The sequence below is a fragment of the Streptomyces sp. NPDC093111 genome (assembly GCF_040683955.1).
Classification (GTDB): domain Bacteria; phylum Actinomycetota; class Actinomycetes; order Streptomycetales; family Streptomycetaceae; genus Streptomyces.
Window position 1 is genome coordinate 97,385 of the sequence record NZ_JBFBNW010000011.1, and the last position, 13,170, is coordinate 110,554.

Consider the following 13,170-nt stretch of genomic DNA (forward strand, 5'->3'; position numbering starts at 1 on the left):
CCCCCGCGCGCGGGGGGTGCCGCCGCACCGGCGGATCCTGACGGTTCCCTGACTCCGCCGCGCCTCGGCGGAGAGAACGGCCGGCCCCGTCACGTACGAGAGCGCATGAGAGCGCGCGGAAGCGCCGGGCCCGGTCGGTCGGGCCCGGCACTCCCGCGCGTGCGCGTCGGCTAGCGAGAGCCGAGGCGGAACCTCAGCCGGCAGATCACGGCGTCGGTGTCCCTGCGGACGGCGTGGGCGACGACCGCGCCCCGCTGGTTCTGCAGCAGGCGCTGCCAGAGGTGCTCCGGCTCGGCCTCGGGGACCAGCACGGTCACCCGGGTGGCGGGTTCGGCCGCGCGCAGCTCGCGGACGTACGCGCTGATGGGCCGGCCGAGCGAGCGCCGCTCGGACGGGAGGCGGACGAGGGGCACGCCCGGGTTCCACAGCGCCCAGTCGCGTTCCAGGGCCTCGGTGGCCTCCCGGTCCTCCGGGTCCGGGTGGCACACGGTCACCGCCCGGACCTCGTCGCCGAGCGAGACGGCGGCGGTGAGGGCCTCGCTGGTGAGCCGGGTCAGCGAGGAGACCGGCACGAGGACGAGGGAGCGCTCGCGGTGCGGGGCCTCGGGGACCCGGCCGACGCCCAGGCGTTCGCCGAGCCGGCCGTACGCGCGGTGGACGGCCTCGAAGGCGAGGACGAGCAGCGGCAGGGCGATCACGATCAGCCAGGCCCCGTCGTGGAACTTGGTGGCGGTGACGACGACCGCCGACACCCCGGTCAGGACGGCGCCGAGGCCGTTGAGGACGCCTTTCGCCGCCCATCGGGCGCCGCGTTCCCGGCGCCAGTGCAGCACCATGCCGGTCTGGGCGACGGTGAAGCCGACGAAGACGCCGATCGCGAAGAGCGGCACGAGGGTGTTGGTGTCACCGCCGGAGAAGACCAGCAGCGCCGCCGACACGACGGCGAGCCACACGACTCCGTGCCGGTGCACCTGGCGGTCGGCCTTGAGTCCGAACACGTGCGGAACGTAGTTGTCGCGGGCCAGCAGCTTCAGCAGCACCGGAAGCCCGCCGAAGGACGTGTTCGCGGAGAGCGCCAGCAGCACCATCGTCGCGAACTGCACCACGTAGAAGGCCCAGTTGTGTCCGAGCGAGGCGTCGGCCAGCTGGGCGAGGACGGTGACGCCCTCCACCGGCTGGAGGCCGAAGCGGGAGATCAGCACCGACAGGCCGATCAGCATCACGCCGAGGAGCGCGCCGAGCGCCACCTCGGCCCGCATCGCCCGCCGGGCGGCCGGGGCGCGGAAGGACGGCACGGCGTTGGCGATCGCCTCCACGCCGGTGAGGGCCGAGCAGCCGGAGGCGAACGCCTTGAGGAGCAGCAGGGCGCCCACGGTGGTGGCGTCGTCCGCGAGGACGGACGCGTGCCCCGCGGAGGCGGCGGTGGAGACGGGCGCGTCGCGGAACAGGCCGACGACGACCATGACGAGGATCGCGCCGACGAAGACGGCGGTCGGCACGATGAAGGCGCGGGCCGAGTCGACGATGCCCCGCAGGTTCACGGCCGTGATGAGCACGAGCACCCCGAGGCAGATCGCGAGCCGGTCGCCGTACAGTCCGGGGAAGGCCGACGTCAGGGCGGCGACCCCGGCCGTCACGGCGACGGCCACGTTCAGGACGTAGTCCAGGACCAGCGAACCGGCCGCGACCAGGCTGGTGCGCCGCCCCAGGTGCGCCTTGGCCACGGCGTAGGAGCCGCCGCCGTCCGGGAAGGCGGCGATGACCTGCCGGTACGAGGCCACGAGCACGGCCAGCAGTCCGGCGATGGCCAGCGTCACGGGCAGGGTGAAGCCGAGCCCGTACCCGCCGGCGGCCGCCAGGACCAGGACGATCGCCTCGGGCCCGTACGCGACCGATGCCATCGCGTCGAGGGAGAGCGCGGCGAGTCCGGTGACAGCGGTCAGCTTGTGCCGCGCGCCGGTATCGGGGGGCTCGGGGTCGGCCCCCGTCTCGGCGGGTGAGGTGGTGAGTGCGGTCATGCCGGGGGAACTCCTTCGGATCGGGCTCCGCTCAGCGTCCGCCCCGGCCGGCCCGTGTCCGCCGGTCCTGGCGTGTTCTTTGCGCCGCGCACCCCGCTCCTGACGCCTTCTTGACGCGGAACCGCGCCGTACGGCGTCGGAGCCGCGGGGAACGCTCCGGGAGACAGGGGCCTTCCGTCGTGGTTCGTCCCGGGTCGCACCCCCTGGCGGAGTGGTTCAGCGCACCCAGCCCTCGGTCATGGCCTGGACGGCCGAGCCGTCGGTGTCGGCCAGTTTGGTGCCGACGAACTCGCGGGCCCACGCGGAGGTCTGGATCCGGAAGGCGGGGCGGTCGCCGGTCAGGGCCTCGATGATCGGGGCGGCGGCCTCGGCGGGCGTCTGGGCGTTGCCGAAGGACTTCTGGGTGCGCGCGATGTACGCCTGGAGCGCCGGGGCGTACGGGCCGGCCCCGGCCAGCAGGGCCGGGACGTCCAGGCCCAGGTTGGCGACGAACTCGCTGGCCACCGCGCCCGGTTCGACGACGGTGACGGCGACGCCCACGGTGGCGGCGACGGGCGCGAGGGACTCCATGAAGCCCTCGACGGCGAACTTGGCCGCGCAGTACGCCTCGTTGAAGGGCTGCCCGACGACGCCGCCGACGCTGGTGACCGTGACGACCCGGCCCCGGGTGGCGCGCAGGTGCGGCAGGGCGGCGCGGGTGGTGGCCACCACGCCGAAGAAGTTGACCTCCATGGCGGCGCGGACCGCGTCGAGGCTACCCACCTCGATGGTGCCGACGTGGGCGGCGCCCGCGTTGTTGACCAGCGCGTCGAGGCGGCCGTGCTCGGAGACCACCTCGTCCAGGCAGGTGGTGACGCTCTCGGGGTCGACCACGTCCAGGTGTTTGACCTGGATCAGGTCGGCGACCCCGGACTCGGTGGCGGCCTTGAGCAGGGCCTCGGCCTTTCCGGTGTCGCGCATGGTGGCGACGGTGGTCCAGCCTGCCCGGGCGGCGGCGACGGCCGCGGCCAGGCCGATCCCGGAGGAGGTGCCGGTGATCAGGACCGTCTTCCGGCCGGTCGTCTCGCCGCTCGTCTTGACGGTCGTGTCGGGGGTCTTCTCGGCGGTCATCTGGGGGTCTCCTCGTGCCTCGGAGCGGGGCTCACGCCACTAAACGGGGAATCCCCCGGTTACCCCGGAAGCTAACCGGGGAACTCCCCGGTTGTCCAGTTAGACTGGGTCCCCGACGAAGGGAACCGCCTTGACCTCCCACCCGAGCCCGCTGCGCGCCGATGCCCGTCGCAACCGGGAGCGCATCCTCGAAGCGGCCGTACGCGCCTTCTCCGAGCAGGGCGCGGACGTTCCGATCGACGCGATAGCCAAGGCCGCGGGGGTCGGCTCGGCCACGCTCTACCGCCACTTCCCCACCCGTGAGGCCCTGGTCGAGGCCGCCTACCGGAACGAGCTGGCCCGCGTCTGCGAGAGCGCCGGGGAGCTGCTCGCCGACTTCCCGGCGGACCGGGCGCTGCGCCTGTGGATGGACCGCTTCATCGACTACGTGGCGGCCAAGCAGGGCATGGCGGACGCCCTGCGGGCCGCGGTCGCCTCCGGCGCCGACCCCTTCGCCGAGACGCTCGACAAACTGGCCGACGCGCTCGGCTCCCTGCTGCGCGCCGGCGCCCAGTCCGGGTCTCTGCGTTCCGACGCCGACCCGCTCGACGTCGGCTTCAGCCTCGCCGGCGTCGCGGTGATCACCAGCGCCCCCGACCAGCGCGAGCGGGCCGACCGCCTCCTCGACCTGCTGCTCGACGGGCTTCGCTACGGGACGACGCCCCGCTGACCGTCGCCGTCGCCGTGCCGCTCACCACCCTCCAGATTCGGACGCGGGTGGCGCCCGGACGCGAGCGGACCGCCGGAGCGGGCGCGCCGTGCGCGTCGCTCTGACCAGTCGGCTTTCCCGCCGGAGCGGGGGCCGCGCGCGGCGGCTCGGGCGGGCGGCGGCGCGAGGTGGCTCAGAGTGCGTGGTGTCCGGGCGGGTTCGACTGGACTAGCTTCGCCTTCCCGACACCGATGGGGAGGTTTCGTGCGCGCTCTCGTCTATCTGGGTCCCGGCTCCGCCGCACTGCAGGACCGGCCCGACGCACAGCTCTTGAACGGTGATGACGTCGTGGTCGAGGTCGTCGGTACGGGGGTCTGCGGCACCGACCGCAAGATCCTGCTCGGGCGGTTCCCCGCTCGGCCGGGCGTGGTGCTCGGGCACGAGTCGGTGGGTGTGGTGCGGGCGGCCGGGCCCCAGGTGCGTGCGGTCGCGGTCGGCGACCGGGTGGTGGTCAACCCCACGCTGTACTGCGGCTGGTGCGTTCCCTGCCGCCGCGGGGCGACCAACTTCTGCCGGCACAAGACCGGCACCGAGGTCGGTGTCGACCGGGACGGCACGTACGCGGAGCGCGTGACACTGCCGGAACGTTTCGTCGTGCCGGTTCCCGCCGGGCTCTCCTTCCGCGCCGCGGTCCTGATCGAACCGCTCGCCTGCGTCCTGAACAACGTCGGGGCCGCGGCGGTCTCCTTCGACGACACCGTCGTGGTGCTCGGCGCGGGGCCGATCGGGATGCTGACCGCGCTGGTCGCCGCCCGTCAGGCGCGCCGGGTCGTCGTCGCCGAACAAGACGGCTACCGGCTGGGGCTCGCCCGGGAACAGTTCGCGCACGTGGTGGACGTGGCGGGCGCGGACGCGGCCGAGGCGGTGCTGAAGGCGTCGGACGGCGAGCGGCCCTCCCTGGTCTTCGACACCACCGGGGTCGGCCTCGACGCGGCCCTTCGGCTGGTCGACGACGGCGGCCGGATCGTCGTGATGGGCTTCGACGACGCCTACGCCGTGCCGCTGCACCCGCTCAAGCTCACCAACCGGGGCATCAGCCTGATCGGTGCCGGTGACTACCGGGCGGACATCTTCCCGGTCGCCGTCGACCTCGCCGCCGAACTCTGCCGTCCGGGGTCCGCCGACGGCGGCGTGCCGTTCCTGGAACGGCTGGTGACCCACGAGTTCCCGCTCGAACGGTACGAGGACGCCTTCGCCGCGCTCGGCGGGCTCGTCCGGCGCGCTCCGGGCACCGGTGGCGGTGACCCGGGCGGGCGCACCGACGCGGCCGGCCCGGACGGTGGCGAGCGTGTGCCGGGACCGCCTCCCGGGTACGGCGCGCTCAAGGTGGTCATCCGCTCGCACGCCGGCCCCGTGGGTGCCGACGGCTGGCCGGTGGGCGCGTGAGCGCGCCGCGGTTCGGATCGATCGAGTCCGGCGGGACCAAGGTCGTCTGTCTGGTCGGCTCGGCACCCGACCGGATCGAGGCCGAGATCCGCTTCCCGACCGGGGAGCCCGCCCCCACCCTGGCCCGGGCCATCTCCTTCCTGGAGGAACGGGCAGCGGCGACCGGCCCCCTGGAAGCGGTCGGGATCGCCTCCTTCGGCCCCCTCGAACTACGCCCTGGCCACGCGAAGTTCGGCCATCTCGCGGCCACCCCCAAGCCCGGCTGGTCCGGAGTGGACGTCGCCGGTCCCGTCGCGGCGGCGCTCGGCGTGCCGGTGGGCATCGACACGGACGTCAACGGCGCCGCCCTCGGCGAGGGCCGCTGGGGCGCGGCACGCGGTCTGGACGCGTACGTCTACCTGACCGTCGGCACCGGCATCGGCGGCGGCGCGGTGATCGGCGGCAAGGTGGTCAGGGGCCTGGTCCACACCGAGATGGGCCACCTCGCCGTGCCCCGGATCACCGGCGACACCTTCCCCGGCTCCTGCCCCTTCCACGGGGACTGCTGGGAAGGGCTGGCCGGCGGTGAGGCCATGGAGGCCCGCTGGGGCGTCCCGGCAGAGGAGCTGACCGGGGGCGCGCTGCGCGAGGCGCTTCGGCTGGAGGCGGGCTATCTGGCCGCGGGGCTGCGCAACATCGTCTACACGACCGCGCCCCAGCGGATCGTGATCGGCGGCGGCGTGGCGGAGCTCCCCGGCCTGTTCCCGCTGCTGCGCGCCGAGCTGTCCGCGGCGCTGGCCGGATATCCCGGGCTGCCGGAGCAGGCGGCCGTGGACTTCGTGGTCCCGGCGCGGCTCGGCCGGCTCGCCGGGCCGGCCGGCGGACTGGTCCTGGCGGCCGACGCGGCCGACGCCGCGCGACGGCGCACATGACCGCCCGCGGCGGACGCGCCGCCGTCGGCGCGGCCGGGTCCCGATGCTGGGCCGTCGGAGGGAGCGGAGGCGTGGGGCGGGCCGTGGGCCGGGCAGGCTGGCCGGTGTGACGCACTCCGGCCCGGTGGGCCCGCTCGATCCGGCCACGCACGCCTGGCTGGTCCGGCACGCCCTGCCCGGGGCCCGGGTGTGCGGGGTGGACCCGCTGCCCGGCGGGTTCACCAACGACATGGCCCTGCTCACCGCCCGGCCGGCCGGCGCGCGGGGGGCGGAGCGCTACGTGCTGCGCCGCTACCGGCCGCACGGCGGCCGGGTCCCCCGCAACACCTGCGCCGTGGAGGTCGCCGTCCTCGGCCGGGCGGCGGCCCGCACCGTCCCGGTGGCCCCGGTGGTCGCGGCCGATCCGCACGGCCGGGTCACCGGCCGCCCCACCCTGCTCTACCGGTTCATGGACGGGATCCCGCTCAGCCAGGTCCTCGCGGACGGGCTGACCGACGGCGGGGCCCGGGAGCTGGGGCGGGCCGTGGGTGCGGTGCTCGCGCGGATCGGCCGGGTCAGGCTGCCCCGCCCGGGAGGCTTCGACGACGCCTCCCTCGTACCGGCGCCGGACGGCACTCCTCCGCTGGGGGACCTGCCCGGTTTCGTCGACCGCTGTCTGGCGACCGCCGCCGGGGACGGGCCGCTGAACGGCTCGGACGCGGCCGTGCTGCGCGCCCTGGCCCGTGGAGGGCCCCGGGCACTGGCCGCCGTGGCGGGCGAACGGAGCCTGGTGCACTGCGACTTCAACCCGAAGAACCTCCTGGTCGAGCGGCGCGCGGGGCGCTGGGAGGTGGCCGCGGTGCTCGACTGGGAGCTGGCCTTCAGCGGCTCCCCGCTCTTCGACGTGGGGAACATGCTGCGCTTCGCCCACGAGTACCCGCCCGCCTTCGCGCCCGGTTTCGTGGACGGCTTCCGGGCCGGCAGCGGGCGGCTGCCCGGGGACTGGCCGCGGATCAGCCGGACGCTGGACCTCTTCGCGCTCGCGGACATCCTCACCGCACCACCCGACCCGGCCTACTTCGCCCGCACCCGCACCGTGCTGCACCGCGCCGCCGCCGGCCGGCACTGAACGGGCCGAATATGTCCGTCAAATGGCGGGGAAGCAACGCGACGCCTTCTTCTCAGCGACGGAGAAGCTGGTTACTCTTCCTTGGTCGAAACGAAAGATGATCCTTTGACGAAGGAGAATTCCGCCGTGACGAACGAAATCCCGGATTCCGCCCTGAGGACGCTCACTCCGACGGTTCGCTGCAACGGGACCCCGCCCACGCCCGCCTTGCGGGAAGGGCCGTACTACAAGCCCGACACCCCCCTGCGGACCAGCTTCCGGGACGCTGCGGAAGGGGGCGCCCCGATGGTGCTGCACGGCTCGGTGCGCACTCCCGAGGGCAAGCCGATCGGGGGGACCCTGCTCGACTTCTGGCAGGTCGGGGCGGAGGGGGTGTACGACGACGAGGGCTTCCGGCTGCGCGGCCACCAGTTCGCGGACGCCGAGGGGCGGTGGCGGCTGGAGACCGTCCTGCCGGCCATGTACCCGGGCCGCACCCGGCACGTCCACGTGAAGGTGCAGCCGCCCGGCGGCATCGTGCTGACGACGATGCTGTATTTCCCTGGCGAGCGCCGGAACCACCTCGACAAGTATTTCCGGCCGGAATGCCTCATGGATGTGCGGGAGACACCCGAGGGCTGGGACGCCTCTTTCACCTTCGTCCTGGACGTGTGAATTCCGGCTCCCCGGAGGGAATCGGGGAGCCCACTGTTCCGCCGCCCGGCAATTCCGCCATCCGCCGTCCGGTCATGTCCGCGGGACGGAAGTCGACAGGAGTCACATGGCAGACCTGATACGTGCCCGCAGCGAGGTCCGCGGCGATGCCCTGAGCTACGTACAGAACCATCTGTACTACCCGGTCACCGCGTACCAGATGGAGCACGGGGAGGGCGTCCACCTGTACGACACCGAGGGCAACGAGTACCTCGACTGCGCGTCCGGCACCTTCAACCTGAGCCTCGGCTACGGGCATCCCGAAGTGGTCAAGGCCATGCGCGACCAGGCCGAACGGCTGGTGCACACCACCTCGACCTTCCAGACCGCCCCGGTCAACGAGCTGGTCCGGCGGCTGGTCGAGGTCACCCCGTCGAACCTGACGAAGGTGCACCTCAAGGTGTCCGGCGGCTCCACGGCCAACGAGGGCGCCGTCAAGATGGCGCAGCTCGCCACCGGCCGCCGCGACGTCGTCACCCTGTTCCGCAGCCATCACGGCCAGACCATGATGACGACCACCATGTCGGGCGAGTCGTTCCGCAAGGCGCCCTTCCCGCACCTGATGCCGGGCGTGCTCCAGGTCCCCGACCCGTACTGCCTGCGCTGCTTCTACCGGCAGGCGGGACCCGACAGCTGCGGCATGCTGTGCGTCGAACGCATCAACGACTTCCTCGATCACGCGAGTTCCGGAAGCGTCGCCTGCGTCGTCGTCGAACCGGTCTCGGGCAGCGGCGGCAACATCGTGCCCCCCGACGGCTATCTGCCCGCCCTGCGTGCCCTGTGCGACGAACGGGGCATCGCGCTGATCTTCGACGAGATCCAGACCGGTATCGGCCGGGTCGGGCGGATGTTCGCCGCCGAGCACTACGGGGTCCGGCCCGACATCCTGACCACCGCCAAGGGCCTGGGCGGCTCCGGCGCGCAGGTCGCGGCCATCGTCGCCGACGAGCGGATGTCCGGACTGAGCAGCGACCACCACTCGTTCACGTACGGCGGCAACGTCCTCGCCGCCGCGGCCGCGGTCGTCACCCTCGACGTGATCGGGCGTCCCGGGTTCCTGGAGAACGTCCGGGAGGTCGGGGCGCACATCATGGACCGGCTGCGCGCGCTGGCCGCCCGGCACCCCGCCGTCGTGGACGTGCGCGGTCTCGGCCTGATGATCGGGATCGAGATCGGTGACGCCGAGGGGCGCCCGCACAGCGAACGGGCCCAGGCCCTGGCCCGGCTCGGTATGGACCACGGCCTGGTCCTGCGCACCTCCCGCTACGGCCGTGGCAACGTGATCAAGATCCGGCCGCCGCTGATCCTGACGCGCGCGGAGGCCGATCTGCTCTGCGACCGGCTCGACGCGCTCTTCGCCGCCGAGGCCGCCGCGTGACCGCCCCCGCGCAGGACGGGCGACCGCGCGGCCGGGACCTGCGCGGATACGTGACCGGTCTCGCGGGAGCGGTCCGCGAGGCGGTGCTCGGCGCCCAGCACCGGGACGGCAGCCGGCTGGTGCGGGGCCTCTCGCCGGGCGGGGACGCCCAGTTCGGGCTCGACGAGGTCGCCGAGGCGGCGGTCTGGAAGTACATCGCCGGCCATGATCTGCCCGTCGCCGTCTACTCCGAGGACCGCGGGCTGCGATACCACGGCACGGACCCGGCGCACCTGCTGGTCGTCGACCCGATCGACGGCACCCGGCCCGCCGTCGCCGGCCTGGAATCGGCCACCGTCTCCGTCGCCGTCGCCCGGATGTCGGAGCGCCCGCGCATCGCCGACGTCGAGCACGCGCTGCTGATGGAGCTGGGCACGGGCGCCTACCTGTACGGGGACCTCGCGACGCCCGGGATCACCGCGCACGGCTACGACCACCCCGTCCCGGCGCTGACCCGCACCACCGACCCGGCGCGGATGTTCTGGTCCCTGGAGTTCAACGGCCACCCGGCCCGGCTGATGACCGAGGCGTACGGCCACCTCGTCGACCGCTCGGCCAACACCGGCGGGGTCTTCGTCTTCAACAGCGCCACCTGGTCGATCTCCCGGCTGCTCACCGGGCAGCTCGACGCCTACGTGGACATCGGCAACCGGCTGCTGCGCGACGATCCGGCGCTGCTGGCCGAGTTCGAGCGCGTCGGCAACGGGCGGGTCCTGCACCTCTTCCCGTACGACATCGCGGCGGCCGTCTTCCTCGCCGAGCGGGCCGGGGCGGTCATCACCGACGGGTACGGGCAGTCGCTCGGCGACACCGTCCTGACCGACGTGGACGTCGCCAACCAGCGGTCCTGCGTGGCCGCTTCCACCCCGGAGCTGCACCGGGCCCTGCTGGCGTCGATCCGATGGAAGGGGTGACGCGCGTGGTCCCCCGGCACACCCCGTCCGGTACGGCGCCCGGCGCCGGCCAGGCCGCCGGCCTCGACGACGACGCCGAGTTCAGGGCGCTGCTCGACCGGCTCTCCGACAAGGCCACGGCGGACTACTACAACCCGTTCACGACCTTCGACTGGCCGTCCTCCCTCCCCGCCGACGAGCTGTGGATGTCCCCCGAGCTGCTCTCCGTCCACGGCACCGAGCTCATGGACGAGCTGAGCCCCGCGCAGCTGAGGGACCTCAGCAGGTGGGAGAGCGTCAACTTCTACAGCCTCAACGTGCACGGCATCCGCGAGCTGCTGATCGAGGTCACCCGGCGCATCCACACGCCCGGCTTCGAGCTGCCCTCCGAGTTCTTCCACCACTTCGTCGGTGAGGAGAACGACCACATGTGGTTCTTCGCCACCTTCTGCCTCAGGTACGCCGGCAAGATCTACCCCGACAAGTCGGTCAGGCTGCCCGAGGCCCCGCGCGACCCGGCCGTCGAGAACTTCCTCGTCTTCGCCCGCATCCTGGTCTTCGAGCAGATCGTCGACCACTACAACGTCCACCTCGCCGCCGACGCCCGGCTGCACCCGACCATCCGGCACATCAACCGGCTGCACCACCAGGACGAGTCCCGGCACATCGCCTTCGGCCGGCGCCTGGTGCGGCTGCTGTGGAACCGCCTGCTCCGCGACGGCCTCGACGAGGCGGCCCGGGAGGACCTGCGCGACTACCTCACCCGCTATCTCGCCGTCAGTACCGGGTCCTTCTACAACCCGGCCGCCTACCGCGACGCGGGCGTCCCCGGCGGCTTCGCCCTGCGCGAGCGGCTCCTCGACCACCCCGGGCGCCGGGCCGCCGACGCCAGGGTCCTCCAGAAGACGACCGGGTTCCTCCGCCGGATCGGGGTGTTCGATGCCTGACACCGACCGTGTGACCGTGACGTCCACCGGGCCCGGCTGGTCGGTCCGGGACGGGCTCGTCACCCTCGACGAACCGGCCGTCGTGCTGAGGAACGCGCTGGACGCGGTGTTCACCCGCTGGGGCGCCGAGGCCGGGGCACGGCAGCGGAGCTATCCCCCGCTGCTGCGGGCCGACGACCTGCGCACGCTCGACTACTTTCGCAACTTCCCGCACCTGGGCAGCCCGGTCACCCGGATCCGCCCCGACCGACGGGCCGCCTACGCCGCCCACCCGGCCGAGGCCGAGGCCCCGGCCGGGACCGCAGGGACCTCAGGGACCTCAGGCGCCACCGCGCTGCCCGCCGCCGACCTCGCCGACGCCACCCATCTGCTGCCCTCCGCGGCCTGCTACGGCTGCTTCGTCGACCTCACCGGCAGCAGCGGCGACCGTCCCGTCCTGATCAGCACCGTCGCGCAGTGCTTCCGCAACGAGGACCACCACGACGGGCTGCGCAGGCTCTGGGGCTTCACCATGCGGGAGCTCGTGTGCGTCGGCTCCGCCGAAGCCGTGCGGGCCCATCTCGACCGGCACCGGGAACGGATCCTCGCCTTCGGAGGCTCCCTCGGCCTCTCCCTGGACCGGCAGCCCGCCACCGACCCGTTCTTCCAGAAGGACGGCGCCCGGACCGTCATGCAGCTGCTCGCCCCCGTCAAGGAGGAGTACCTGCACACCGACGGCACCGCCCTGGCCTCCACCAACAACCACCGCAACTTCTTCGGCGAGCGCCGCGGCATCGACCACGCCGGCCGCCCGGCGTACACCGGCTGTGTCGCCTTCGGCCTGGAGCGCTGGGTGCACGCCCTGGGCGACCTGTTCGAGGGCGACCTGGCCGCCGCGCACCGCGCGGTACGGCGGGCGGGGGCACGCCCATGACCCGGCTCGCCGCCCTGCTCGGCCTCGAACTCCCCTTGCTGCAGGCCGGTATGGGCGCCGTCGCCGGCCCCGCCCTGTGCGCCGAGGTGTCCCTGGCCGGGGCCGGCGGCACCCTCGCCCTGTACAAGGAGGCTCCCGAGCGGGCCGCCCGGCTCGTCCGGGAGGTCGCCGCCGTCGCCGGTGGTCGCCCGTTCGGGGTGAACGTCGTCCCCGAGGTCAGCGGGCCGGACCGCTGCCTGGCGCAGCTCCGGGCCGTCCTGCCCGTCCTGCCCGGCAACGGCTTCGTCACCTCCTTCGGGCTCCCCGCCGCCGACGCGGTCCATGCCGTACGGGCCGCCGGCCGTCCCCTGGTGGTCCAGGTCGGCACCCCCGACGACGCCGACGCCGCCCTGGCCCTGGGGGTGTCCGTCCTGGTCCTCCAGGGCACCGAGGCTGGCGGGCACCTGCTCGGCGGGCAGCCGGTGGGCTCCCTGCTGGCCGCCGTGCGGGACCGCCACCCGGATGCCGTGCTCGCCGTCGCCGGCGGGATCGCCACCGGCGCGGACCTCGCCGACGCGGTGGCCCGCGGCGCGGACGGCGCCTTGGCCGGGACCGTGTTCGTCCCGGTCGCGGAATCCACCGCGCACCCGAGGTTCAAGCGGCGGGTCGTCGAGGCCGTCGCCGAGGACACCCTCGTCACCTCCCTCTTCGACATCGGCTGGCCCGACCGCCCGCACCGCGTCCTGCGCAACTCCCTGACCACGGGAGCGGAGCGCGGCCGGGCCGCGTTCATCGCCACCACCCGGGTGGACGACCGGGCGTACCCGGTGCCGCGCTACAGCGCGGCGGCCCCGGGAGCCACCACGACCGGGCGCGTCGAGGAGATGGCCATGTACTGCGGCCGGTCCTGCGCCCGGGTCACCGCCGCGCACCCGGCCGGCGTCACCGTCGCCCGCATCCGCCGGGAGTACGAGACCGCCCGCGCCCTCCCCACCGGCCCGCACCCCCGCACGCCGCCGGCGCCGCACCGGACCCAGGAGAGATGAC

The 13,170-nt window shown here is 73.9% G+C and carries 12 protein-coding genes; 10 read left to right on the forward strand and 2 right to left on the reverse strand.

The window, feature by feature from the left end:
- Positions 1–170: 170 nt before the first annotated feature.
- Together AB0Q96_RS20530 and AB0Q96_RS20535 are read right to left on the reverse strand one after the other, a co-directional pair.
- The gene (locus AB0Q96_RS20530; RefSeq protein ID WP_365327355.1) at positions 171–2,018 is read right to left on the reverse strand and encodes an APC family permease; all 1,848 of its coding nucleotides are present in this window, start codon (positions 2,016–2,018) and stop codon (positions 171–173) included.
- Positions 2,019–2,234: 216 nt separating this feature from the next.
- Positions 2,235–3,128 (reverse strand): SDR family NAD(P)-dependent oxidoreductase, encoded by an 894-nt coding sequence (locus AB0Q96_RS20535; RefSeq protein ID WP_365327357.1) that lies wholly within the window; start codon positions 3,126–3,128, stop codon positions 2,235–2,237.
- Between the two features lie 130 nt (positions 3,129–3,258).
- On the opposite strand from AB0Q96_RS20535, the gene AB0Q96_RS20540 reads away from it, so the two are divergent.
- From AB0Q96_RS20540 to AB0Q96_RS20585, 10 genes are all read left to right on the forward strand, one after another.
- On the forward strand, positions 3,259–3,837 hold the full coding sequence (locus tag AB0Q96_RS20540; RefSeq protein WP_365327359.1) for a helix-turn-helix domain-containing protein: 579 nt from the start codon (positions 3,259–3,261) through the stop codon (positions 3,835–3,837).
- A gap of 243 nt (positions 3,838–4,080) precedes the next feature.
- A complete protein-coding gene (locus tag AB0Q96_RS20545; protein WP_365327360.1) occupies positions 4,081–5,262 on the forward strand; it encodes an alcohol dehydrogenase catalytic domain-containing protein in 1,182 nt (393 codons plus the stop codon).
- Entirely contained in the window at positions 5,259–6,173 is a 915-nt protein-coding gene (locus AB0Q96_RS20550) for an ROK family protein (RefSeq protein ID WP_365327362.1), read from the forward strand. The genes AB0Q96_RS20545 and AB0Q96_RS20550 overlap by 4 nt, the downstream gene beginning before the upstream one ends.
- Positions 6,174–6,279: 106 nt before the next feature.
- Positions 6,280–7,281, forward strand: a complete 1,002-nt coding sequence (locus AB0Q96_RS20555) for a phosphotransferase family protein (protein ID WP_365327364.1) — start codon at positions 6,280–6,282, stop codon at positions 7,279–7,281.
- Positions 7,282–7,407: 126 nt separating this feature from the next.
- Positions 7,408–7,935 carry a hypothetical protein gene (locus AB0Q96_RS20560; protein WP_365327366.1) on the forward strand — a complete coding sequence of 176 codons (528 nt, stop codon included), beginning with the start codon at positions 7,408–7,410 and terminating at the stop codon, positions 7,933–7,935.
- 106 nt (positions 7,936–8,041) lie between these two features.
- A complete protein-coding gene (locus AB0Q96_RS20565; RefSeq protein ID WP_365327368.1) occupies positions 8,042–9,352 on the forward strand; it encodes an aspartate aminotransferase family protein in 1,311 nt (436 codons plus the stop codon).
- Positions 9,349–10,305, forward strand: a complete 957-nt coding sequence (locus tag AB0Q96_RS20570; protein WP_365327370.1) for an inositol monophosphatase family protein — start codon at positions 9,349–9,351, stop codon at positions 10,303–10,305. The genes AB0Q96_RS20565 and AB0Q96_RS20570 overlap by 4 nt, the downstream gene beginning before the upstream one ends.
- A gap of 89 nt (positions 10,306–10,394) precedes the next feature.
- Entirely contained in the window at positions 10,395–11,231 is an 837-nt protein-coding gene (locus AB0Q96_RS20575) for a diiron oxygenase (RefSeq protein WP_365327695.1), read from the forward strand.
- Positions 11,232–11,247: 16 nt separating this feature from the next.
- Entirely contained in the window at positions 11,248–12,144 is an 897-nt protein-coding gene (locus AB0Q96_RS20580; protein ID WP_365327372.1) for a hypothetical protein, read from the forward strand.
- Positions 12,141–13,169, forward strand: a complete 1,029-nt coding sequence (locus AB0Q96_RS20585; protein WP_365327374.1) for a nitronate monooxygenase — start codon at positions 12,141–12,143, stop codon at positions 13,167–13,169. The genes AB0Q96_RS20580 and AB0Q96_RS20585 overlap by 4 nt, the downstream gene beginning before the upstream one ends.
- Position 13,170 lies beyond the last annotated feature (1 nt).

Coding starts and splice junctions, on each gene's coding strand:
- AB0Q96_RS20565 (WP_365327368.1), top strand. CDS start 8,042: ATGGCAGACCTGATACGTGCCCGCAGCGAGGTCCGCGGCGATGCCCTG.
- AB0Q96_RS20535 (WP_365327357.1), bottom strand. CDS start 3,128: ATGACCGCCGAGAAGACCCCCGACACGACCGTCAAGACGAGCGGCGAG.
- AB0Q96_RS20530 (WP_365327355.1), bottom strand. CDS start 2,018: ATGACCGCACTCACCACCTCACCCGCCGAGACGGGGGCCGACCCCGAG.
- AB0Q96_RS20585 (WP_365327374.1), top strand. CDS start 12,141: ATGACCCGGCTCGCCGCCCTGCTCGGCCTCGAACTCCCCTTGCTGCAG.